The following is a 23,038-nucleotide window of genomic DNA, read 5'->3' as shown; positions in this document are numbered from 1 at the left end:
CGTCGGTGGCACGCCGTAGGCTGGGGTGGTGACCACAGCCCTCTACCGCCGCTACCGCCCCGAGACGTTCGGCGAGATGATCGGGCAGTCGCAGGTGACCGATCCGCTCATGACGGCGCTGCGCGGAGACCGCGTGGGTCACGCCTACCTCTTCTCCGGTCCGCGCGGCTGCGGCAAGACCACGTCGGCCCGCATCCTGGCGCGCTGCCTGAACTGCGCCGAGGGCCCGACCGACACCCCGTGCGGCACGTGCCCGAGCTGCGTGGAGCTGTCCCGCGCGGGCGGCGGGTCGCTCGACGTGGTGGAGATCGACGCGGCGAGCCACAACGGCGTCGACGATGCCCGCGACCTGCGCGAACGGGCGACCTTCGCCCCGAGCCGTGACCGCTACAAGATCTTCATCCTCGACGAGGCGCACATGGTCACGCCGCAGGGGTTCAACGCGCTCCTGAAGCTGGTGGAGGAGCCGCCGGAGCACGTGAAGTTCATCTTCGCGACCACCGAGCCCGAGAAGGTCCTCGGCACCATCCGCTCGCGCACGCACCACTACCCGTTCCGGCTCGTGCCGCCCGCCGCGATGCTCGAGTACGTCGAGAAGCTGTGCGCCGAGGAGGGCGTGGTCGTCGAGCAGGGCGTGCTGCCGCTCGTCGTGCGTGCGGGCGGCGGCAGTCCCCGCGACACGCTGTCGCTGCTCGACCAGCTGATCGCCGGGTCCGACTCCCCGGCCGGGTCGGAGACGGTCACCGTGGGCTACGCGCGCGCCGTGGCACTGCTCGGCTACACGCACGGGGCGCTGCTCGACGAGATCGTCGATGCGCTCGCCGCGGGCGATGCCGCCGCGGCCTTCCCCGCGATCGACCGCGTGGTGCAGACCGGGCAGGATCCGCGGCGCTTCGTCGACGACCTGCTCGAACGCCTGCGCGACCTGATCGTGATCGCCGCCGTGGGCTCGGGGGCGTCCGCGGTGCTGCGCGGCATCGCGGAGGACGAGCTCGACCGCATGCGCCGCCAGGCCGAGGCGTTCGGGGCGCTCCGGCTCTCGCGCACGGCCGACGTCGTGAGCGCGGCCCTCGACGACATGTCCGGCGCCACGTCGCCCCGCCTCCACCTCGAGCTCATGGTCGCGAGAGTGCTGGCGGAGGCCTCGGGCGCTGGCGCTGCTCCCGGCACCGCGTCGTCCGCGGTCGGGGGATCGGCCCCCGCGCCGGCTGCGGCTCCCGCGTCGGCCGCGGCCGCAGCACCGTCTGCCGTGCCACCCGCACCGGCCATGGCGCAGGCGTCTGTCGCGCCGGGAACGTCGGCGACGCCCACCTCGTCCGGGGCTCCCGCTGCACCCTCACCGGCCCCGGCGCCGTCCGCTGCTCCCGCTGTGCCGACGCCCGCCTCGACCGTGGCACCGGCCGCGTCGGCTCCCGCAGCGCCCGCGTCCTCCGCGGCGAATGAGGCGGTGTCGTCCGATCGGGCCTCCGGTCCCGCGAGCCCCGATCGCTCCACCTCCACCTCCGCCTCCACCTCCACCTCCGCCTCCGGGGGCTCCGACGCCGGAGGCTCGGCCGCCGCCGACGACACCGCGTCGGCGCCGTCCGTGTCTTCGCCGCCCCCCGCCGGCCCGGTCACGTTCGACCGCATCCGCGCGGCGTGGCCGGCGGTGCTCACCCGGCTCGAGGGCATCAGCCGCACGTCGTGGCTGCTCGCCACCGCGGTGCAGCCGCTCGCGTACGACACCGACTCCGAGGTGCTCACGCTCGGGTTCACGAGCCAGCACGACGTGGCGAAGTTCAAGGGCACCACGCCCGGCTCCGGTCCGTCCGACCACCTGCGCTCCGCGATCGAGCAGGAGGTCGGCGTCCGGGTGAAGTATCTGCCGGCGCCGATGCCGCAGGGGGGAGCGCCGCGCCAGCCCGCATCCTCCGGGTCCAGCGCCCCCGCCGACGCCGCACCCGCATCGGAGCCTGCCTCAGCGGCGCGAGCCCGCCCGCAGGTCCGCAGCGACTCCGCCGCGCCCGTGACCGAGTGGGCCGTGGCCGCGATCCCCACCGCGGAGCCGGTGGCCGCCGCCGCCCCGGCGCTCGCGGTCGACGAGGAGCCCGAAGAGGTCGAGGCCGCCTCGTCCGCGCCCGCTCCACCGGCCGACGGTGCCGTGGACCGCGACGAGCCGCCGCTGCCCGGAGACGACGAGGCGCCCGCCTTCGACGACGAGCCGCCCTACGACCCGTCGTACGAGCCGGCGTACGAGCCGCGATCCCCGTCCGCCCCACCAGCGGCGCGCCCCACCGCGCAGCCGTCCAGGGCCGCCGCTCCGTCGGTCGCCACCCCGCCCGTCGTGGTCGAGCGCACCCCCGCCGCCGGGGGCGTGCAGCGCTACGGTGAGGCCGTGATCCGCCAGGTGCTCGGAGCGACGTTCCTTCGCGAAGAGCCCTACGAGCCCCCCACGAGGTTCTCCTGATGTACGACGGCATCGTCCAAGAGCTGATCGACGAGTTCGGCCGGCTTCCCGGCATCGGGCCCAAGTCCGCGCAGCGCATCGCGTTCCACATCCTGCAGACGCCCACGTTCGACGTGGCACGGCTGGCCGAGCTGCTCACCGAGATCCGCGTGCGCGTGCGCTTCTGCGAGATCTGCGGCAACGTCGCGGAGCAGGAGCGGTGCGCGATCTGCCGTGATCCCCGTCGCAATCAGGCGCTCATCTGCGTGGTCGAGGATGCGAAAGACGTGGCGGCGATCGAGCGCACGCGTGAGTTCCGTGGCCTGTACCACGTGCTCGGCGGCGCCATCAGCCCGATCGCGGGCATCGGACCGGACGATCTGCGCATCGCACAGTTGATGACGCGCCTCGCCGACGGCACGGTGCAGGAGGTCATCATCGCCACGAACCCCAACCTGGAGGGCGAGGCGACCGCGAGCTATCTGAGCCGGCTGCTGACCACGATGCAGATCACGGTGTCGCGCCTGGCGTCGGGGCTGCCCGTGGGCGGCGACCTCGAGTACGCCGACGAGGTCACGCTCGGTCGTGCCTTCGAGGGGCGGCGCGTGCTGTGACCCCGCACTCCGGCTTCACGCGCCGGGGCTGGCTGCTCTTCGGAGTCATGGCCCTGCTGTGGGGCGTGCCCTATCTGTTCATCAGCATCGCGGTGGAGTCGATCTCCCCGCCGGCGATCGTCGCGGGCCGCACGCTGATCGCGGCGCTGCTGCTGCTGCCGTTCGCGCTGCGCAGCGGAGCCCTGCGCGCGGCGCTCCGGCACTGGCCCTGGGTGCTCGCGTTCGGCGCTGTCGAGATGGCCGGGCCCTTCGTGCTCCTCGGTCACGCGGAGATGACGCTGCCGTCGGGGATGACGGGGCTCCTGGTCGCGACGGTTCCGCTGTTCGCGGCGTTGATCGCGCTCGGAGGCGGCGACCGCGGCGTGCTGCGCCCCGCCCGGGGCATCGGTCTGCTCGTGGGTTTCGTCGGCGTCGCGATCGTGGTGGCCGGCCCCGGTCTGTTCGGCGGCGACGTGAGTCTGCTGGCGGCGGGTGAGGTCCTGCTGGTCGCGGTGCTCTACGCGATCGCGCCCTTCATCGTGGCGCGAAAGCTGGCCGACGTGCCGTCGCTGGGCACCATCACGCTGTCCCTGCTGATGATCGGCCTCGTCTATCTGCCGATCGGTCTCCTCACACAGCACGAGGTGCCGACGCTGCCCTCGCTCGGGGCGCTGCTCGCCCTGGCGGTGATCTGCACGGCGCTGGCGTTCCTGGCGTTCTTCGCCCTCATCCGGGAGGTGGGGCCGGTGCGCGCTCCGCTGTTCACGTACGTCAACCCGGTGGTCGCGATCGTGCTGGGCGCGATCGTCCTGTCCGAGCCGCTCACGCCGGGTCTGCTGATCGGCTTCCCGCTGATCATCGTCGGCTGCTGGTTCGCCGCGACCGGCGGCCGGCTGCGCCCCGTGCCGCCGCCGTCCTCCACCCCGGCCCCGCCCCTCGCCCTCTAGCGCCCGCGCCCTGCGGTGAGTCGCGCAACCGGTGAAGGGTCCGCGTCCGTCACATGCGCGGTCGGGCATGTGCGCGATCCGTAGAATGAGCGTGGGCGGATCCGCCCGTCATCCCCGGGAGTGAACGTGGCCCTCATCGTGCAGAAGTACGGCGGCTCGTCCGTCGCGAACGCAGAGAGCATCAAGCGCGTCGCCAAGCGCATCGTCGACACCCGTCGTGCGGGCCACGACGTGGTGGTCGCGGTCAGCGCGATGGGCGACACGACCGACGAGCTGCTCGACCTCGCCAACGAGGTGGCGCCGATCCCGGCACCGCGCGAGCTCGACATGCTGCTGTCCAGCGGTGAGCGCATCTCGATGGCGCTGCTGGCGATGGCGATCCACTCGATGGGCTTCGAGGCGCGGTCCTTCACGGGCAGCCAGGCCGGGATGATCACGGACTCGCAGCACGGCGCCGCGCGCATCGTCGACGTCACGCCGGTGCGGCTCCGTGAGGCGCTCGACGAGGGTGCGATCGTGATCGTCGCCGGGTTCCAGGGCTTCAACCGCGACACCCGCGACATCACCACCCTCGGCCGTGGCGGCTCCGACACCACCGCCGTGGCCCTGGCGGCAGCGCTCGACGCCGACGTCTGCGAGATCTACAGCGACGTCGACGGCATCTTCACCGCGGACCCGCGGGTGATCCCGAGGGCGCAGAAGCTCGACCACGTGTCGAGCGAGGAGATGCTCGAGCTCGCGGCGAACGGTGCGAAGGTGCTCTACATCCGCGCGGTCGAGTACGCACGCCGTCACGGCGTCCTGATCCACGCCCGGTCGACCTTCTCGTCGGCCGAGGGCACGTACGTTCTGGGCGAGGGCATGAAGAACCCTCGCGAAGCCGAGGGAGCAGCCATGGAAGAGCCCATCGTCGCCGGAGTCGCCACGGACTTCAGCCAGGCCAAGATCACGGTCGCGGGCGTGCCCGACGTTCCTGGCAAGGCCGCCGACATCTTCAAGATCGTCGCGAAGTCGGGCGCGAACGTCGACATGATCGTGCAGAACGTGTCGGCCGCGTCCACCGGACGCACCGACATCTCGTTCACGGTGCCGAAGGCGGATGCCACCGCAGCCCTGAAGGCCCTCGCGGGGGAGCAGGCCGAGGTCGGCTTCCTGAACCTGGTGCACGACGACCAGATCGGCAAGCTCTCGGTCGTCGGTGCGGGCATGCGCACGCACTCGGGTGTGTCGGCGACGCTGTTCGAGGCGCTGTCGGAGGGCGGCATCAACATCGAGATGATCTCCACGTCGGAGATCCGCATCTCGGTGGTCCTGCGCGCCGACGACCTGGCCGAGGCGGCCCGCACCGTGCACACCGCCTACGGGCTGGACGGCGAGGCCGAGGCGACGGTCCACGCCGGCACCGGTCGCTGATCCTGCCATCGGCCGCCCGGATCCTGCCGACGTCGTCACGGCGCCGTCACGCGGGCGGTCGGCCGCTGTCGGCACGGTAGACTCGCCGAAACCCTGACACCGGCGCCAGGCGTGGCCTCCGCATCCCGTCGCCGCGCCCGAAGCCTCGTACGCCGTACCGCACGAAGCCAAGGAACCTCATGACCCGCATCTCCGATTCAGGACTCTCCGTCGCCATCGTCGGCGCCACCGGCCAGGTGGGCACCGTGATGCGCGAGATTCTCGCGGAGCGGTCGTTCCCGATCCGCGAGCTGCGCCTGTTCTCGTCGTCGCGATCCGCGGGCACCGCGATCGAGTTCGGCGGCGCGACCGTGATCGTGGAAGACGTGGAGACGGCGGACCCCGCGGGCATCGACATCGCCCTGTTCTCCGCCGGCGCGACCGCGAGCCGTGCCTACGCGCCGCGGTTCGCCGAGGCGGGCGCGGTCGTGGTCGACAACTCGAGCGCGTGGCGGATGGACCCCGAGGTCCCGCTCGTGGTGAGCGAGGTCAACCCGCACGCGATCGACGCCCGTCCGAAGGGCATCATCGCCAACCCGAACTGCACCACGATGGCGGCCATGCCGGTGCTCAAGGCGCTCGACGCCGAGGCCGGGCTCGAACGGCTCATCGTCTCGACGTATCAGGCGGTCTCCGGCTCCGGTCTCGCCGGCGCCCAGGAGCTGCTGGGCCAGGTCGAGGGCGTGCTGGCTCAGGGCAACACCCTGGAGCTGGTGCACGACGGTTCTGCCGTCGACTTCCCGGAGCCTGAGAAGTACGTGGCACCGATCGCGTTCGACGTCATCCCGTTCGCGGGCAACCTCGTCGACGACGGTGACAACGAGACCGACGAGGAGAAGAAGCTCCGCAACGAGAGCCGTAAGATCCTCGAGCTCCCGGGTCTGCGCGTGGCGGGGACGTGCGTGCGGGTGCCGGTGTTCACGGGTCACTCCCTCTCGATCAACGTCGAGTTCGCGCGGGACATCACGCCCGAGCGCGCGCGCGAGGTCCTGAGCGCGGCCCCCGGGGTCGTGCTCGATGAGGTGCCGACGCCCCTGCAGGCCGCCGGCAAGGACCCGAGTTTCGTCGGTCGTATCCGCGCCGACCAGTCCGCGCCGGAGGGCAAGGGGCTCGTGCTGTTCCTCAGCAACGACAACCTCCGCAAGGGAGCCGCGCTGAACGCGGTGCAGATCGCCGAGGTGCTCGCGGAGCGCCTCGCCCCCGTGCGCTGACCCGGGGCGCGGGACCGTCCCGCCCACGGGGACAGCGGGACCTGACGTCATCGCATATCGGCATGCTCAAGGATCGAACCGCTCGGCAGGTAACGTGTTAGCCGGCCGAGGTCGCCGCTCCGCGCATCCGCGGGTCCCGACGGAGACCTCCTAGCCGGGCCGTCCCGATCGGGGCGGCTCCTGGTCGTCCCTCCGCGGGGGCGCAGGCGCCGCGGCGCCTGCGCGCGGAGGGGCGTGGATTCTGGGGGTAGGACGAATGGGTCTCGATCGGAGATCACGGGGGGCACGATTCCGTCGTGCCCTGGCGACGGCGGCCGCGGTGACGGCGACCATCGCGGGCTCGCTGGTGGTCGGGGGTGCGCCGGCGTCTGCGGCGGCGGCTCCCGATGGCCTGACGCAGGAGACGGCCGCAGCGTCGTGCTGGGAGGTGAAGCAGAACGATCCGACCGCGCCGGACGGCGTGTACTGGCTGGTGACTCCGCGGCTCGTGGCGCCACAGCAGTTCTATTGCGATCAGACCACCGGCGGAGGCGGATGGGTGCTCATCGGCCGCGGCCGCGAGGGGTGGAAGGAGGGCTACAACGGTGTGGGAACACCCGAGCAGATCCGCGACACCCCGGCGGGCACTGCGGCGTTCGCGCCCGCGCAGCTGTCGTCGAAGACGATCGACGGGTTGCTCGACGGCGGTCGCGTCGACGCGCTGCAGGAGGGCGTGCGTGTCCGTCGCGCGCTCGACACGGCGGGTTCGGCGTGGCAGGAGGTGCGCTTCTCCTTCGCCAACCGCGACCGCTGGGTGTGGACGATGGGCGGCGGGCACGTTCTCACGTCGTTCTCCTTCAAGAACCCGGGGGAGCGGTCGAAGACCACCGGCAGCGGCGGGACGTCGGCCGTGTTCGGCGTCGACACCGGCACCAAGCGCGTCCGCTTCGAGGAGGGCGATCTGCCGTACCGCTTCCGCAACGGCTGGTCGTTCGGGGCGCAGGTGTCGGGGAACGAAGACCCTTCGTCGTACCTGTGGGCTCCGGCGGGCACGAGGGGCAAGGCGCGCCCCTTCGCCCAGGTGTTCCTTCAGCCGAAGCTCATGACCATAGACCTCGACTACGGCACGATCGGGTCCCAGGGTGCTCCGGCCATCACGCAGTCCGCGATTCCCAACAGCAACGCCATGACCACGACGTGGGGTGTCGCCGGGCTCGCCAACGGGCTGTCCGGGGAGGCGAACACCGAGGTGGCGTCCTTCGGCGAGGCGGGCGGCAACGTGTTCGTCGGCGGGAACTTCGCCACGGTCCAGCAGTCGGAGGCGGGCGCCGGTCAGGTGGCGCAGCCCTACCTTGCCGCGTTCGCCCTCGGCACGGGCGCGTGGGTCTCGTCGTTCCGGCCCGTCCTGAACGGGCAGGTGAAGGCGATCGCCGGTCTTCCCGACGGGCGGGTCGCCATCGGCGGCCAGTTCTCGACGGTGAACGGCGTTCCGCAGGCCGCGATCGCCTTCCTCGACCCGGCGACCGGGCAGCTGTCCGGTCCGCAGGTCGTCGCCGAGCATCGGGCGGCGGGGGCGGTGCCGTACGTGCGGGACTTCGACGTGCAGGGGGACTACCTGTATGTCGCCGGTTCGTTCACCCACCTTCGGGCGGCCTCGTCGACCGTCAGCGCGAGCGCGTGGGACGGGGGCCGGATCGACCTCACGACCGGACGGCCGGACACGGCCTGGAATGCCAACCTCAACGGCACGAGCATGTCCGTGGACGCGTCGGCGGCCGGCGATCGTGCGTACTTCGCCGGCTACTTCACCATGCAGGGGGCGATCACGACCACCAGCGCTGCGGCCCTGCAGACCACGGCGGGTGCCGCCGGTGTCACGCCGCACTGGACGCCGACGTTCAGCAGACCGATGTACGACGCCGTGGGGAACCCCACGGGGTGGGTCTATCAGAACGCGGTGACCGAGACGGGCGGTCGACTGTGGCTCGGCGGATCCCAGCACTCCCTGTTCTCCTACGACCGCACCGACTTCCGCCTGATCAGTGGAAACGTCACGCTGAAGGGTGGCGACTTCCAGACGATCGCCCAGAACGCGGACTCGACCCTCATCGCCGCCGGGTGTCACTGCGGTGATTGGGTGTATGAAGACGCCTACACGAACCCGGAGACGCCGACGACTGCCTCGGAGATCGACGACATGTCGTTGATCGGCGTCTGGGACGCGGTGACGGGTCGACACGTGTACGAGTTCGCGCCCGATCTTCAGGCGCGCGAGGGGCACGGTGCCTGGGCCTCGTTCTTCGACAGCACGGGTGTGCTGTGGGCGGGTGGCGACATCACCCGCTCGGTCCGTGCGGGTGGTTCCCGGCAATGGTCCGGTGGTTTCGTGCGGTTCGCTCCGAGGGACTCCGTCGCCCCCGCCGTGCCGACGGGCCTCACGGTCACCCCGGCCGGCGGGGCGACGACGTTGACGTGGAACCGCATCTCGGATTCGAGCTCGGTCACCTACGAGGTGCTGCGCGGCAACCGCGTGATCGCGTCGACGACGGCGGCGAGCTACACGGCGCCGGCGTCGTCGGAGGCTGCGACGTACTACGTCCGGGCGCGGGATGCGGCGGGCAACCGCTCCGCGACCACGGCGGGTGTCGCCGCGGCCGCCGACGCCGCTGCTCCGGCCCCCGCTCCCGCTCCGGTCGCGCCCGACGAGGCCGTCACCCCGGACGCAGCCGTGCAGCCCGGGCAGCCGTCGACGGACACGTTCATCGCCAACGGTGCGACGTGGTCGTGGCGGTACTCCGCCGATCCGCTCCCCGCGGACTGGAACACGGTGGAGTTCGACGCGTCCGCCTGGCACACGGGCCCCGCGGTGCTGGCGCGTGGGGTCGCCGGTGCGGCGACGGACATCGACCCGGACGGCCTCGCGGTCAAACCGCAGAGCGCGCATTTCCGGACCGCCTTCACGGTCGACGACCTGACGGGTCTGCACGACGGAACCGTGTCGGTGATCGCCGATGACGGGGTGGCCGTCTACCTCAACGGCGTGGAGATCGGGCGGTCGAATCTTCCGGCCGATGCGACCCTCCGCCAGACGACGTTCGCGTCGTCCTCGGTGGCACCCGGCAAGGCGGCGGCCAGTCGCGTGTCCTTCACGGTGCCGGTGTCGCTGCTCCGGCCGGGCGTCAACGTCATGTCGGCGGAGGTGCACGAGAACAATCCGGGCAGTGCCACCATGAGCTTCGACCTGACGTACACCGCTCTGCGCAACTGAGAACGGACGACGCCGAGCCCGCTCCCGCCGCACGGGGGAGCGGGCTTCGGCGTGCCCGAGCGGGGTCGCCCGGCGGACGATCGGCCCCGAGCCACGCCCTAGACTGGTCGGGTGACTGAAAACGTCGATGTCGTGCTGATCGGTGGTGGCATCATGAGCGCCACCCTGGGTACTCTGCTGCACGAGCTGCAGCCGGAGTGGAAGATCGTCGCCTTCGAGCGGCTGTCCGACGTGGCGCAGGAGAGCTCCAATCCCTGGAACAACGCGGGCACCGGGCACGCCGCGCTCTGCGAGCTCAACTACATGCCGCAGCAGGGCGATGCTCCGCTCGACCCCGCGAAGGCCGTGTCGATCAACGAGCAGTTCCAGCAGAGCCGGCAGTTCTGGTCGTCGCTCGTCGAGAAGGGTGTGCTGGACGCGCCGTCGACGTTCATCAACGCGACCCCGCACATGACGTTCGTGCGCGGGGAGAAAGACGTGGCGTACCTCAGGAACCGCTACGAGGTGCTCAAGGAGCAGCCGCTGTTCGCGGGCATCGAGTACAGCGAGGACTCCCGCGTCATCAACACCTGGGCGCCGCTGCTGATGCAGAAGCGACGCAAGGGCGAGCCCTTCGCCGCCACCCGGGTGCCCGCGGGCACCGACGTCGACTTCGGTGCCCTGACGCACCAGCTGTTCGATCACCTCCGCGAGTCCGGCGTCTCGGTGCGCACGAACCACGAGGTGAAGTCTCTCAAGCGCCAGAAGGACGGCACCTGGCTCCTCAACTACCGCACCACGGTGGGGCGCACGCCCAACCAGATCAAGGCGAAGTTCGTGTTCGTCGGGGCGGGCGGCTGGGCGCTCAAGCTGCTCCAGCGGTCGGGCATCCCGGAGATCAAGGGCTACGGTGTCTTCCCGATCGGTGGGCAGTTCCTCAAGACCACGAACCCGAAGATCGTCGCTCAGCACAAGGCGAAGGTGTACTCGCAGGCGTCCGTCGGTGCGCCGCCGATGTCGGTGCCGCACCTCGACACCCGCGTGGTCGACGGCGAGGCGTCGCTGATGTTCGGCCCGTTCGCGACCTTCAGCCCGAAGTTCCTCAAGAACGGCTCCATGCTCGACATCGTGACGCAGGTGCGCGCGCACAACCTGTGGCCGATGCTGCGGGTGGCGTTCGCGAACCCCGATCTGATCACCTACCTGATCAGCGAGCTGATGAAGAACCACCGCAAGAAGGTCGACAGCCTGCGCACGTTCATGCCCACCGCGAAGGACGAGGACTGGACGCTCATCAACGCCGGTCAGCGCGCGCAGGTCATGAAGAAGGATGCGAAGAAGGGCGGCGTGCTGCAGTTCGGCACCGAGGTGGTCGCCGCCGGCGACGGCTCGATCGCGGGGCTGCTCGGCGCCTCTCCGGGGGCTTCCACGGCCGTGCCGATCATGCTCGATCTGCTCAAGAAGTGCTTCCCGGGCGAGTTCCCCGCGTGGGAGCCGCGGCTGCGCGAGCTGATCCCGACCTTCGGCCAGAAGCTCAACGCCGATCCGGCGCTCGCGGAGGAGTCCACGGCGGCGACCGCCGCCGCCCTCGGCATCAACGCCTGAGACCGGACCGTGGCGAAGCTCTACTTCCGCTACGGCGCGATGAACTCGGGCAAGTCGACCGCCCTGCTGCAGGCTGCCTACAACTATGAGGAGCGGGGCCAGCACGTGCTGCTCGCCAAGCCCGCGATCGACACCAAGGGCGCGGCGGAGATCGAGAGCCGCCTCGGTGTCACGCGGCAGGTGGACTTCCTGATCGGGCCGGAGGACGACGCGCGGGCGCTGTTCGCGGAGCATCGTACGCGCATGCGGCGCTCGACCGAGGAGGAGCTGCTGCCGACGGCCCCGATCGACGTGGCGTGCCTGCTGGTGGACGAGGCGCAGTTCCTCACGGCCTCCCAGATCGACGACCTGTTCCGGGTCGCGGTGGAAGACGGCATCCCCGTGATGGCCTACGGCATCCGCAACGACTTCCTCACCCACGCGTTCCCCGGCTCCGCGCGGCTGCTGGCGATCGCGCACTCGCTGGAGGAGCTCAAGACCATCTGCCGCTGCGGGCGCAAGGCGGTGTTCAACGGCCGCGTCGTCGGCGGACGCTTCGTGTTCGACGGAGATCAGGTCGCGATCGACGAGGGCGCGGACGGCTCCGCGTCGCCCGAGCTCACCACCTACGAGTCGCTGTGCGGCACCTGCTACCTGGAGGAGTCGGGCGGGCGCCTGGGGTGACCTGATCGCTCTCGCTGCCGCCCGTCTCCTCGCGAGGCGGGCGGCTTTGCGTGGTCTGACCACACGGGGTACGCTGTGGTCAGACCACAGGAGGCGGGATGGCGGAGCAGCCGGCGCGAGCATGGCGACTCGTGCTCGAGCACATCGAGCGCGACCTCCTCGACGGACGCCTCGGCCCCGGCGACCGGCTGCCGTCGGAGCGCGACCTGGCGAGCGACCTGGGTGTCGGACGCTCCAGCGTGCGCGAAGCCTTCCGCGTGCTCGAGGTGCTCGGCCTCATCCGCACCGCGACCGGATCGGGCCCGCAGGCGGGAGCGATCGTGATCGCGACGCCGACCGGGGGCATGTCCGCGCTGCTGCGGCTGCAGGTCGCGGCGCAGGGCTTCCCGCTCGACGATGTGGTGCGCACCCGCCTGGTGCTGGAGGACGCGGTCGTCGCGGCCCTGGCGTCCGGAGGCGGCGGCGACACCGCGAAGGCCCACGAGCTGCTGCACGCGATGGACGCCGCGGGCTTGACCCCGTCCGAGTTCCTCGCCCTGGACGCCCAGCTGCACCTGTCGCTCGCCGAGGGCAGTGGCAACACGGTCATCGCCGCGATGATGGCGGGGCTGCGGTCGTCGATCGAGTCGTATGTGCGCGCCGGAGCCGCCGCGATCCCCGACTGGGACACGATGGCGACACGGCTGCGCGCCGAACACCACGCCCTCGTCGCCGCGATCGACGCGGGCGATGCGGAGGCCGCCCGCGCGCTGGTCCGCGCCCACATCACCGGCTACTACACGTCCGCGGGGCTCACCCGCGACATCCACCCCCACGACTGAGAGGCACGCCATGGTCCAGCGCCAGCTCCCCAACCCCGCCGAGCTGTTGGAGCTCATGAAGTTCAAGAAGCCCGAGCTCGACGGCCGCAAGCGCCGGCTCGACGCGGCTCTCACGATCGACGACCTCCGTACGATCGCGAAGCGCCGCACGCCCAAGGCGGCGTTCGACTACACCGATGGCGCGGCGGAGGGCGAGCTGTCGCTGAGCCGCGCCCGCCAGGCGTTCCAGGACGTGGAGTTCCACCCCGGCATCCTCAAGCCCGCGCCGGATGTCGACACGACGGTCGAGATCCTCGGCGGGCCGTCCGCGCTGCCGTTCGGCATCGCTCCGACCGGGTTCACGCGGCTCATGCAGACCGAGGGGGAGGTCGCCGGTGCCGGCGCTGCGGCCGCGGCGGGCATCCCGTTCACGCTGTCCACGCTCGGCACGACCTCGATCGAGGGGGTCAAGGCCGCGAACCCGCACGGGCGCAACTGGTTCCAGCTCTACGTCATGCGCGACCGCGAGATCTCGTACGAGCTGGCACGCCGTGCCGCCGCCGCGGGCTTCGACACGCTGCAGTTCACGGTGGACACCCCGGTCGCCGGTGCCCGGCTGCGCGACAAGCGCAACGGCTTCAGCATCCCGCCGCAGCTCACGCTCGGCACGATCGTCAACGCGATCCCGCGGCCCTGGTGGTGGTTCGACTTCCTGACCACGCCCAAGCTGGAGTTCGCGTCGCTGAGCTCCACCGGCGGCACGGTCGGCGAGCTGCTCGACGCCGCGATGGACCCCACGATCAGCTATGACGATCTCGCGGTGATCCGTGACATCTGGCCCGGTCGCATCGTGATCAAGGGCGTGCAGAACGTCGAGGACTCCGTGCGACTGCGCGACGCCGGTGTCGACGGCATCGTGCTGTCGAACCACGGCGGTCGTCAGCTCGACCGCGCGCCGATCCCGTTCCACCTGCTGCCCCAGGTGCGCCGGGCCGTGGGCGACGACTTCACCGTCATGATCGACACCGGCATCATGAACGGCGCCGACATCGTGGCCTCGGTCGCGCTCGGGGCGGACTTCACGCTGATCGGCCGCGCGTACCTCTACGGCCTGATGGCGGGAGGCCGCCAGGGCGTCGACCGGACGATCGCGATCCTGCGCAGTGAGATCGAGCGGACCATGCGTCTCCTCGGCGTCGCGTCGCTGGCGGAGCTCGAGCCGGCCCACGTCACGCAGCTGACGCGTCTGGTGCCTGTCGCGCGCGACGCCGCGGGGGCCGTCGTCCGCTGACGTCGCCGTGCCGGGTTCCGCTACGGCTGCGGGGCCACGGCGCGGCGCCGCGGTGGCCACGGCACGAGCATCGACGTGGTCTGCCGGTAGTCGGCGTATGCGGGGTACTTCGACGCGGTGATCGACTCCGTGAAAATCGTCGAGCCGAGGAACAGCACCGTCAGGAGCGCGGCGCCGACGATCGTGGGGTTCAGCACGCCCCCGAGCACCCCGGCCCCCGCGGTGGCGGCCGCGGTCGCGCCCAGCGCGTAGAACGCCCACCACTGCGCCTGTTCGAAGAAGAAGTTGGGGTGTCGGCTGTAGCGGAACAGCCCGGTCGTCGCGAAGCCGGGCGCGAGGTCACCGCCAGCCTGCTTCTTGCGCTGGTGGAAGTTCCACTGCTGCTGGTCGGCGACCGTCTCGCCGACCAGGAACCCGAGGAACGCGATCGTGAACAACGCGTCCCACCCGGTCAACGCGGTGGGGTGCTGGGCGGCCAGCCATGCCGGAAGGGTGATCAACACGAGCAGGGTCATCTGGTACCCGATGATGAACAGCAGATTGAACACCTGGAACTGCCACGGGCGCATCCGCTTCCGCAGGATCGCCCAGCGGTAGTCCTCCATGCCGGTGTAGCCGCCCTTGCGGGCGAAGTTGAACGTGAGCCGCGCGCCCCAGGCCGTCGCCAGGATCCCCATCAGCACGATGCGCGCTGATCCGGCGTCGGCGGTGAAGGCACCGGCCACGAAGATCCAGACGTAGACAACGGGGACGATCGACCACGCGCGGTCGACCCACGACGTGTCACGGGTGATCAGCGACAGGATCCAGCACACGAGGCTAGCCAGCGCTGCGACGAGGACGACGATCTGCAGGGCATCCATGACGCCATGCTAGAGCCAAGCCAGGCCGGGCGTCCGGCACCGGCCGCCGCCTCAGACGCGCGACGTGAGGGTGGTCAGCAGGGCTTCGAGGCGGGTGGCGGTGTCCTCCCAGCCCTCGACGGCGATCGACGGGACCCCGATCGCGAGGACCGGGTAGTCGTTGCCGCCCTCGTCGAGCCGGTCGCCGTAGAACAGCATCGCGTCCAACGGGATGCCCGTGTGCGCGGAGAGCTGCCTCATGCCGAACGCCTTGTCGATCCCGGCGCGGGTGATGTCGATCGAGGTGGAGCCCCCCGAGCGCACCTCGAGCCCGGGGAGTCGGGCGGCGACCGCGTCGCGCAGGGCCGCGCGCTTGCTGCCGGACGGATCCCACGCGTGCTTGGCCTCCCGCGGAGCCCGCTGCCCGAGCGCGGAGAACGTGATCTGCGAGCCGCGGTCCTCCAGGATGTCGCCCCAGGGGTCGGTCTCCCACAGGCCGAGCCGCTCCGCCTCCTCGCGGAGCGCCGTGAGAGCAGACGCCTTCTCGTCGTCGCTCAGGTCGTGCGCGTACACCGGCGCGAAGTCGGCGCCGTCGTGGCGCAGGTAGCGGGTGCCGCAGGTCGGCAGCAGGTGCAGCCGGGCGAGAGCTGCGGCGTCGGCATCGGCGAGCTGGGCGATCACCTGCGTGCGGAACTGCGGCTCGTTGCCCCCGGAGATGATGGCGACGTCGACGCTGCGGAGAAGTTCGCGCAGGAGGCCGGAGATCCGCGGGTCGATCGGGCCCTTGGAGGGGGCGAGGGTGTCATCGAGGTCGAAGGCGACGAGTGCGGGCGAGGTCATGATGCCTCCAGCCTAGGAGGTCGCAGCCGTGAAGAGCGTGGAGCTGCGAGCAGCGTGCACAGGAGGGCGAGGGCCACGCCCAGGGTGGCCCCGGTGGAGTTGGCCAGCACGTCGTTCATCGTCGCATCGCGGTGGGGCAGGGCGAGGTGCTGCGCGGTCTCGATCGCGAGAGAAAGTGCCGGTCCGACCAGCAGCGACAGCGGCCACACACGGCGGGGGAGGAGCAGGAACGCGAGGACGCCGAGGGGCACGAAGACCGCGATGTTCGACAGGACTTCCAGCCGCGTGAACGTCAGTGCGGTCCAGCCGAGCCGGTGGGTGAGCGACACGATCACGTCGAGCAGATTCGGGACCGCATGCTCGACCCGGGACGGCGTGAGCGTGAGCAGGGCGAGCCCCGCGAGGAACGGGACGCCGAGGGCGAGCGCCCAGATGCGGGTGGCGCGACGCGGCGGAGGCAGGAGCGTTCCCATGCGGTCCCCTTTCGCACGCTCTCCGATACAGAGAAGGCCGCCCGTAGGGGCGGCCTTCCGGTGTCACTGGTCGGGGTGACAGGATTTGAACCTGCGACCTCTTCGTCCCGAACGAAGCGCGCTACCAAGCTGCGCCACACCCCGTTTGCAACCCTCCGAGTCTACAGGGAAATCCCCTGAGCGCCCAATCGGAGCGGTGATCACGCGTGGGGGATCAGCGTGAGCAGCGTCGCCTCCGGGCGGCACGCGAAACGCACGGGCGCGTAGATCGAGTGCCCGCAGCCGGCGCTCACGTTCAGTGGGACGCTGCGGCCGTCGTGCGTCCAGGTGCTGAGTCCCTTGGCCTGCTTCAGCGGGATGTCGCAGTTCGCCACGAGCGCGCCGTAGCCGGGGAGGCAGACCTGCCCACCGTGCGTGTGACCGCCGAGGATGGCGTCGGCGCCGAGGTCGACGAAACCGTTGAGCACGCGCTGATACGGCGCGTGCGTGACGCCCAGCACCGCTGTTCCGGGCTCGCGCGGGCCCAGGCCCTCGATGGCCGAGGGGAGCGCGTCGAGGCGGTCCCAGTCGCGGTGTGCGTCGTCCACGCCGAACAGGTCGACGGCGGTGCCGCGCAGGGTCAATCGCGCCGCGCGATTGTTGAGGTCGGTCCAGCCGAGCTCGTCCGTGAAGAAGCGGTCCATCGACTCCGTGTCGAGCACGGTCGGCTCGCGGTGGCGCCGCGAGGGGCCGGAGAAGTAGCGCAGCGGATTGCGCGGCGCGGGGCCGTTCACGTCGTTCGAGCCGTGCACGAAGACCCCGGGGATGCCCGCGAACGGGGCGAACGCGCGGCGGATCCCCTCGAGCCCGCGCTCATGCCCCAGGTTGTCGCCGGTATTGACGATCAGGTCGGGCCGCAGCTGTGCGAGCGACGCGAGCCAGTCCTGCTTGCGGTGCTGCCACGGTGCCATGTGCGCATCGGACACGTGCAGGATGCGCAGGGGAGGGGTGCCGGGGGCGAACGCCGAGGCGGACACCTCGCGCACGGTGAAGAGGTAGCGTTCGATGCCCACGCCCCACACCGCGGCGGCGGCGCCCACGGCCCCCACCGCGCCGAGCGCGATGAGGGCCGGATGAGCCGAGCGCGACGAACCTACTGGCACGTCACGACCACGGTGGTGCTGCTGTTGACAGGAGTGCCCGGTGCCGGATTGGTCACCGCGACCGCAGACCCCGGCGGATTGCACGAATTGTCGAACTCGTAGGACGCGACTCGAGCCGCCTTGAGCGCGGCGTCCGCCTGGTCTCGCGACATCCCGACGATATTCGACGGCACCACGGCACCACGGCCGTTGCTGATCGAGAGGGTCACGGTGGCAGCCGTCGCAGCCTCGCCCGTCGGGTCCTGTGCCGCGACGAGGCCGGCCGCGAGGTCGCTGTCCACCTCTCCGCCGATCGCCACCTGGAAGCCCGCGTTCTCGAGGGTCGAGCGCGCCTGATCCTGCGACATGCCGACCACGCTCGGAACGGCCTTGAGCTCCTGACGGATCAGGTTGTTGTCCGGCTGGGGGAAGCGGTCGCCGCCGTAGGCCTCGTTCGCGGCCGCTTGCGCGGCGCGGGCCAGCGGGTAGCGCATGTCGTTGAGGTTCCATCGACCGTAGCTCTTCCGGTAGATGTTCTCCTGGCCCTGCCAGCGTCCCGCCCACACGGCCGTCGCGACCTTCGTGCTCGACTCGATCATCATGGTCGACCACGTGTTGTGCGTTCCGGTCTTGCCGATCAGCGGGGTGCCGTCGCCCGGGTTCGCCCGCGAGCCGGTGCCGCCGCCGCCCATGACGGTCTGCAGCGCGTAGGCGGCCGTGGCTGCGACCTCGGGAGAGATCACGCCGGGAGTGCACGACGACGCGGGCAGCTCACGGTCCTTGCCGTCCGGACCGATCACGCGGTCGATCGCCCGCGGCGTGCAGTAGGTGCCGCCGCTCGCGACCGTGGCATAGGCGTTGGCCATCGCGATGGGCGAGATGTTCTTCGCGCCGAGCACGTCGTACGGCACGTTCTCATCGGTGGTCTTGCCGCCGTTGGCCAGCGTGACGCCCAGGCGGTCGGCCACCTTGTTGATGTCGCAGAGGTCGAGCTTGGAGGCCATCGCGAAGTACCCGCTGTTGAGCGAGTTCTTCGTGAAGTTCAGCACGGTGTCGGTCGAGCCGCCGCCGCCGCCGAAGTTGCCGATCTCCTTGGTGTTCGCGGTCATGGTGCCCCCACCGCACGAGGCCGCGGTGAACTTCATGTTGGTCTGCACGCGGCCGTTCAGGGTCTCGCGCACCGAATGACCCTTCTCGAGCCAGTCGATCAGCGTGAACAGCTTGTAGGTCGAGCCCACCTGGAAGCCGTTGGAGTCTCCGTGCTTGCGGTCGCCCGCGAACACGAGAGAGGTGTAGGCGGGATCGGTGGTCGGGGTCTCGGTGAACATCGTGTTCTGGGTCATCGAGAGGATCCGGCCGGTGCCCACCTCGATGGACACACCCGCGGCACCGAAGTGCATGCCGTCGTAGTTGGCCGGGACGATGTCGGCCATCTCCTGCGCCGCCGGGTTCTGGATGCGGTAGTCCAGCGACGTGAAGATCTTCAGACCGCCGCGGCGCAGCAGGTCGCGCCGCTCCTGCGGCGTGGCGCCGAATGCCTCGTCGTTCAGGACGATCGAGCGCACGTACTGGCAGAAGTAGGCGTTCGTGCCGGCAGCCGCACAGCCCTGCGTCGGCGGGTTGATCGCAGGAACGATCGGGGAGGCCTTCGCCTCGTCGTACTGGGCCTGGGTGATCTTGCCGTCGTCGAGCATGCGGTAGAGCACGTAGTCGCGGCGCTTGAGGGTGTCCGCGTAGCCGTCGGCGGCGTTGTTGTGTCCGACCTGCGCATCGTCGGTGTACGTGCCCTCCACCGGCTTGTCGATCCGGTACGTGTTGGGGTTCTGCACGATGCCGGCGAGCGTCGCGGCCTGCGCGACCGTCAGGTTCATCGCCGTCGTGGAGAAGTAGTACCGGGCGGCGGCCTCGATGCCGTAGACCGTGCCACCGAAGTTCGCGATGTTCAGGTAGCCCAGCAGGATGTCGTTCTTCGAGAAGTCCTTCTCGATCTGGATCGCGTAGCGCATCTCCTGCAGCTTGCGCTCGATGCCCTTGCTGCCGACCGCGTTCGTCGCGTCCAGCCAGCACTGCTGGAGCTCCTCGGAGTACGTGTCCGACGTGGTGTCCACGTCCTGCTCGCACTGCTGGATCAGCACGTTCTTCACGAACTGCTGGCTGATGGTCGAGGCGCCGCGGCTGGATGTGCCGCGGACGTTGTCGATCAGCGCCTTCATGGTGGCGCCCAGATTCACTCCGCCGTGGCTGTAGAAGCTCTTGTCCTCACTGGAGAGGATCGCGTCGTAAAGCACCGGGCTGATCTGCTCGTACGTGACGGGGACGCGGTTCTGCTCATAGAACGACGCGAGGGCGACCGGCGTGCCGTCGGGCTGGGTGGCGTAGATCGTCGACTGCTCCATCGGCGTGCCGGGGCTGAGGTTCTCGGGGAGCTTGTCGAAGAGCGTCAGTGCCGTGGTGCCGGCGACTCCCGTCATCGCGAGGACGGGGGTGACGCTGGCGGTGACGAGCAGACCGGCGACGGCGCTCAGTCCGACGAGCCCGACGAGACCGCCGAGCACGCCCTTCACCGTGCGATTCTTGTGGGGCATACGCTTGATCGTAGGGGAGTTCCCTGAATACACCCTCTGACGAACACGCCCGCTCGGCCTGTTCGCGTCCCGATCGACAGGAGAGCCATGACCACGTGGGAGTACCTGACCACGCCGCTGCTGATCCACAACACCGCCGCGATCCTCAACAACTGGGGCAAGCAGGGCTGGGAGCTCGTCCAGGTGGTGCAGGGACCGGAAGGCGGCCTCGTGGCGTACTTCAAGCGCCCGGTGACCACCGACGGCTCCGCGAACGCGGGCCTCGCCGCCGCCGCCGAAGCCGCGCGTCAGTTCGAGGGGGGTCAGGCATGAGCGTCTCCACGCGCCTCGCCGAGCTCGGCATCGAGCTCCCCGCCGTCGCCGCTCCCGTCGCCGCCTATGTCCCGGCGGTCGCCCACGGCGGGCTCGTCTACACATCCGGCCAGCTCCCGTTCGTCGACGGCGCCCTGCCCGCGGTGGGCAAGGTCGGCGCCGAGGTCTCCGCGGAGGACGCCAAGGCCTTCGCCCGGACGTGTGCCCTCAATGCGCTGGCCGCGGCCGCCGACGTCGCGGGCGGGGTCGACCGCATCGCCGGTGTCGTGCGGGTGGGCGGCTTCGTCGGTTCAGCCGAGGGCTTCACCGGCCAGCCCGGCGTCATCAACGGCGCGAGCGAGGTGCTCGGTGAGATCTTCGGTGACGAGGGCCGTCACGCGCGCGCGGCCGTCGGCGTCGCCGAGCTCCCGCTCGGCAGCCCGGTCGAGGTCGAGGTGACGTTCCGCCTCGCCTGACCCCGACACGCGAACGCCCCCTCCGACGGGAGGGGGCGTTCGTCGTCTGCGGGCTACTTCACCTGCGCGGAGATGATGCTCATGACCGCGGTGTCGGCCAGGGTCGTCGTGTCGCCGACCTCGCGGCCCTCGGCCACATCGCGCAACAGACGCCGCATGATCTTGCCCGAGCGGGTCTTGGGCAGCTCCCCGACGATGTACACGTCTCGAGGGCGCGCGATGGCACCGATCTGTTCGCCGACCCAGAGCCGGAGCTGCTGCGCGAGCCCCGCCGGGTCGTGGGCGGCGAGATAGCTCTCCTTGATGATGACGAACGCCACCACCGCCTGGCCCGTGGTCTCGTCGGACGCCCCGACCACCGCGGCCTCCGCGGTGGCCTCGTGCGCCACGAGCGAGGACTCGATCTCCGCCGTCGACAGCCGGTGGCCCGACACGTTCATGACGTCGTCGACACGGCCGAGCAGCCAGAGGTCGCCGTCCTCGTCGAGCCGTGCACCGTCACCCGCGAAGTAGTAGCCCTGCTTCTCGAACTTCTCCCAGTACGTCTCGCGGAAGCGTTCCGGGTCGCCCCAGATGCCGCGCAGCATGCTCGGCCACGGCTCGGTGATCACGAGCAGTCCGCCGTTGCCGTTGCCGACCTCGACGCCCTGCTCGTCCACCACGTCGAGGGTGATCCCGGGGAGGGGGACCTGCGCCGAGCCGGGCTTCGTGGCGGTGACGCCGGGGAGCGCCGACACCATGATGGCGCCCGTCTCGGTCTGCCACCACGTGTCGACGATCGGGGTCTTGCCCGCGCCGATGACCTCGCGGTACCACATCCACGCCTCGGGGTTGATGGGTTCGCCGACCGATCCGAGCACTCGCAGCGACGACAGGTCGAACTTCTGCGGGACGCTGCGGCCGACCTTCATGAACGACCGGATCGCCGTCGGGGCCGTGTAGAAGATGGAGACCTTGTACTTCTCGATGATCTCCCACCAGCGTCCGGGGTGCGGCGTGTCGGGCGTGCCTTCGTACAGCACCTGGGTGGCACCGTTGGCCAGCGGGCCGTACGTCACATAGCTGTGGCCCGTGATCCACCCGATGTCGGCGGTGCACCAGTACACGTCGGTCTCGGGCTTGAGGTCGAACACGTACTTGTGGGAGTACGCGGCCTGCGTGAGGTAGCCACCGGAGGTGTGCAGGATGCCCTTCGGCTTCCCCGTGGTGCCGGAGGTGTAGAGGATGAAGAGCGGGTTCTCGGCGGGGAAGGCCTGAGCCGTGTGCTCGGCGGAGGCCGCCGGGACGACGTCGTGCCACCAGATGTCGCGCCCGTCCGTCCAGTCCACCTCGTTCTCGCCACGACGAACGACGAGGACGTGCTCGACCGTCTGCTGCTCGCCGTCGCCGCGGTCGGCCAGAGCCTGGTCCACGGCGGGTTTTAGCGCCGAGACGCGGCCCTTGCGGTAGCCGCCGTCGGCCGTGATGACGAGCTTGGCTCCGGCGTCGTCGATGCGGGAGCGGAGGCTGTCGGCACTGAATCCGCCGAACACGACGGAGTGGATGGCGCCGACACGTGCGACCGCGAGCATCGCGGCGATCGCCTCGGGGATCATCGGCAGGTAGATGGCGACGCGATCGCCATGACCGACGCCGAGTCCCTCCAGCACGTTCGCGACGCGCTTGACCTCCTCGGTCAGCTCGGCGTACGTGATGCGACGACTGTCGCCGGGCTCGCCCTCCCAGTGCAGGGCGACGCGGTCGCCGTTGCCGGCCTCGACATGACGGTCCAGGCAGTTGTAGGCGACGTTGAGCTCGCCGTCGTCGAACCACTTGGCGAAGGGCGGGTTGTTCCAGTCGAGGACCTGGGTGAACGGCGTGTGCCAGTGGATGAGATCGCGCGACTGCTCGGCCCAGAAGCCTTCGCGATCCGCCGCGGCGCGCTCGTACAGTTCCTGTGACGCGACGGACTGCGCCGCGAACTCCTCCGATGGCGGGAATCTCCGGGTCTCGTCGAGAAGGTGGTCGATCTGGCTGCTCATCGGCAGGCGCTCCTTTGCGGCATACGGGTCATGCAGGCGTGGTCGCACGGGGGAGGCGCGACCAGGTCAGGGCGAATCTATCGGCGTGCCACGCCCTCGAGTACTGCCGAAAGTCGGTAGTGGCGCTGGTTTTGTCAGGACGGTCGCCTTGCGTACACTCGACGACAGCCGAAATC

General features: G+C 70.4%; 18 protein-coding genes and 1 tRNA gene. 12 read left to right on the top strand and 7 right to left on the bottom strand.

All coding sequences use genetic code 11. The annotated features are described in order from the left end of the window. The first annotated feature begins 28 nt into the window (after window positions 1–28). The 10 genes from ACWGQ1_RS02110 (at window position 29) to ACWGQ1_RS02065 (ending at window position 14,213) form a co-directional block, all read left to right on the top strand. Window positions 29–2,446 (top strand): DNA polymerase III subunit gamma and tau, encoded by a 2,418-nt coding sequence (locus ACWGQ1_RS02110; RefSeq protein ID WP_452312260.1) that lies wholly within the window; start codon window positions 29–31, stop codon window positions 2,444–2,446. Then, on the top strand, window positions 2,446–3,039 hold the full coding sequence (gene recR, locus ACWGQ1_RS02105; protein ID WP_136032137.1) for a recombination mediator RecR: 594 nt from the start codon (window positions 2,446–2,448) through the stop codon (window positions 3,037–3,039). Before ACWGQ1_RS02110 ends, recR begins: the two co-directional genes overlap by 1 nt. Beyond that, window positions 3,036–3,965, top strand: a complete 930-nt coding sequence (locus tag ACWGQ1_RS02100) for a DMT family transporter (protein WP_136032139.1) — start codon at window positions 3,036–3,038, stop codon at window positions 3,963–3,965. Before recR ends, ACWGQ1_RS02100 begins: the two co-directional genes overlap by 4 nt. A gap of 126 nt (window positions 3,966–4,091) precedes the next feature. Next, the gene (locus ACWGQ1_RS02095; protein WP_136032141.1) at window positions 4,092–5,378 is read left to right on the top strand and encodes an aspartate kinase; all 1,287 of its coding nucleotides are present in this window, start codon (window positions 4,092–4,094) and stop codon (window positions 5,376–5,378) included. A 179-nt stretch (window positions 5,379–5,557) separates the two neighbouring features. After that, window positions 5,558–6,628: an aspartate-semialdehyde dehydrogenase gene (locus ACWGQ1_RS02090; RefSeq protein ID WP_136036897.1), complete on the top strand. Its 1,071-nt coding sequence runs from the start codon at window positions 5,558–5,560 to the stop codon at window positions 6,626–6,628. A 319-nt stretch (window positions 6,629–6,947) separates the two neighbouring features. After that, window positions 6,948–9,875 (top strand): fibrinogen-like YCDxxxxGGGW domain-containing protein, encoded by a 2,928-nt coding sequence (locus ACWGQ1_RS02085; RefSeq protein ID WP_452312259.1) that lies wholly within the window; start codon window positions 6,948–6,950, stop codon window positions 9,873–9,875. 153 nt (window positions 9,876–10,028) lie between these two features. Then, a complete protein-coding gene (gene mqo, locus ACWGQ1_RS02080; RefSeq protein WP_240745413.1) occupies window positions 10,029–11,459 on the top strand; it encodes a malate dehydrogenase (quinone) in 1,431 nt (476 codons plus the stop codon). 9 nt (window positions 11,460–11,468) lie between these two features. Next, window positions 11,469–12,122, top strand: coding sequence for a thymidine kinase (locus ACWGQ1_RS02075; RefSeq protein WP_136032149.1), 654 nt, complete (start codon window positions 11,469–11,471; stop codon window positions 12,120–12,122). Window positions 12,123–12,220: 98 nt separating this feature from the next. Further along, window positions 12,221–12,943 carry a FadR/GntR family transcriptional regulator gene (locus ACWGQ1_RS02070; RefSeq protein WP_136032151.1) on the top strand — a complete coding sequence of 241 codons (723 nt, stop codon included), beginning with the start codon at window positions 12,221–12,223 and terminating at the stop codon, window positions 12,941–12,943. 10 nt (window positions 12,944–12,953) lie between these two features. Continuing rightward, entirely contained in the window at window positions 12,954–14,213 is a 1,260-nt protein-coding gene (locus tag ACWGQ1_RS02065) for an alpha-hydroxy acid oxidase (RefSeq protein WP_136032153.1), read from the top strand. A 20-nt stretch (window positions 14,214–14,233) separates the two neighbouring features. Here ACWGQ1_RS02065 and ACWGQ1_RS02060 read toward each other — a convergent pair whose 3' ends face one another. The 6 genes from ACWGQ1_RS02060 to ACWGQ1_RS02035 form a co-directional block, all read right to left on the bottom strand. Continuing rightward, window positions 14,234–15,076, bottom strand: a complete 843-nt coding sequence (locus ACWGQ1_RS02060; protein ID WP_452312258.1) for a DUF1295 domain-containing protein — start codon at window positions 15,074–15,076, stop codon at window positions 14,234–14,236. Between the two features lie 51 nt (window positions 15,077–15,127). After that, a complete protein-coding gene (locus ACWGQ1_RS02055) occupies window positions 15,128–15,895 on the bottom strand; it encodes an HAD-IIB family hydrolase (protein ID WP_452312257.1) in 768 nt (255 codons plus the stop codon). After that, window positions 15,892–16,368, bottom strand: a complete 477-nt coding sequence (locus ACWGQ1_RS02050; protein WP_136032158.1) for a VanZ family protein — start codon at window positions 16,366–16,368, stop codon at window positions 15,892–15,894. Before ACWGQ1_RS02050 ends, ACWGQ1_RS02055 begins: the two co-directional genes overlap by 4 nt. 67 nt (window positions 16,369–16,435) lie before the next feature. Continuing rightward, a tRNA-Pro gene (locus ACWGQ1_RS02045) sits at window positions 16,436–16,512 on the bottom strand. A 56-nt stretch (window positions 16,513–16,568) separates the two neighbouring features. Then, on the bottom strand, window positions 16,569–17,510 hold the full coding sequence (locus tag ACWGQ1_RS02040) for a metallophosphoesterase (protein WP_452312256.1): 942 nt from the start codon (window positions 17,508–17,510) through the stop codon (window positions 16,569–16,571). After that, complete coding sequence (locus ACWGQ1_RS02035; protein ID WP_240753190.1) at window positions 17,501–20,074, bottom strand: transglycosylase domain-containing protein; 2,574 nt, start codon at window positions 20,072–20,074, stop codon at window positions 17,501–17,503. Before ACWGQ1_RS02035 ends, ACWGQ1_RS02040 begins: the two co-directional genes overlap by 10 nt. Window positions 20,075–20,161: 87 nt before the next feature. On the opposite strand from ACWGQ1_RS02035, the gene ACWGQ1_RS02030 reads away from it, so the two are divergent. Further along, window positions 20,162–20,386, top strand: a complete 225-nt coding sequence (locus ACWGQ1_RS02030; protein ID WP_136032162.1) for a hypothetical protein — start codon at window positions 20,162–20,164, stop codon at window positions 20,384–20,386. Next, window positions 20,383–20,841: an Atu1372/SO_1960 family protein gene (locus tag ACWGQ1_RS02025; RefSeq protein WP_452312255.1), complete on the top strand. Its 459-nt coding sequence runs from the start codon at window positions 20,383–20,385 to the stop codon at window positions 20,839–20,841. The genes ACWGQ1_RS02030 and ACWGQ1_RS02025 overlap by 4 nt, the downstream gene beginning before the upstream one ends. A 53-nt stretch (window positions 20,842–20,894) precedes the next feature. Here ACWGQ1_RS02025 and acs read toward each other — a convergent pair whose 3' ends face one another. Next, complete coding sequence (gene acs, locus ACWGQ1_RS02020; RefSeq protein WP_136032166.1) at window positions 20,895–22,862, bottom strand: acetate--CoA ligase; 1,968 nt, start codon at window positions 22,860–22,862, stop codon at window positions 20,895–20,897. Window positions 22,863–23,038: the final 176 nt, after the last annotated feature.

The sequence above is a fragment of the Microbacterium sp. NPDC055599 genome, assembly GCF_053618975.1.
This window is presented reverse-complemented; position numbering and strand designations above follow the sequence as displayed.

Coding starts and splice junctions, on each gene's coding strand:
- recR (WP_136032137.1), top strand. CDS start 2,446: ATGTACGACGGCATCGTCCAAGAGCTGATCGACGAGTTCGGCCGGCTT.
- ACWGQ1_RS02090 (WP_136036897.1), top strand. CDS start 5,558: ATGACCCGCATCTCCGATTCAGGACTCTCCGTCGCCATCGTCGGCGCC.
- mqo (WP_240745413.1), top strand. CDS start 10,029: ATGAGCGCCACCCTGGGTACTCTGCTGCACGAGCTGCAGCCGGAGTGG.
- ACWGQ1_RS02070 (WP_136032151.1), top strand. CDS start 12,221: ATGGCGGAGCAGCCGGCGCGAGCATGGCGACTCGTGCTCGAGCACATC.
- ACWGQ1_RS02065 (WP_136032153.1), top strand. CDS start 12,954: ATGGTCCAGCGCCAGCTCCCCAACCCCGCCGAGCTGTTGGAGCTCATG.
- ACWGQ1_RS02060 (WP_452312258.1), bottom strand. CDS start 15,076: ATGGATGCCCTGCAGATCGTCGTCCTCGTCGCAGCGCTGGCTAGCCTC.
- ACWGQ1_RS02055 (WP_452312257.1), bottom strand. CDS start 15,895: ATGACCTCGCCCGCACTCGTCGCCTTCGACCTCGATGACACCCTCGCC.
- ACWGQ1_RS02050 (WP_136032158.1), bottom strand. CDS start 16,368: ATGGGAACGCTCCTGCCTCCGCCGCGTCGCGCCACCCGCATCTGGGCG.
- ACWGQ1_RS02035 (WP_240753190.1), bottom strand. CDS start 20,074: ATGCCCCACAAGAATCGCACGGTGAAGGGCGTGCTCGGCGGTCTCGTC.
- ACWGQ1_RS02030 (WP_136032162.1), top strand. CDS start 20,162: ATGACCACGTGGGAGTACCTGACCACGCCGCTGCTGATCCACAACACC.
- ACWGQ1_RS02025 (WP_452312255.1), top strand. CDS start 20,383: ATGAGCGTCTCCACGCGCCTCGCCGAGCTCGGCATCGAGCTCCCCGCC.
- acs (WP_136032166.1), bottom strand. CDS start 22,862: ATGAGCAGCCAGATCGACCACCTTCTCGACGAGACCCGGAGATTCCCG.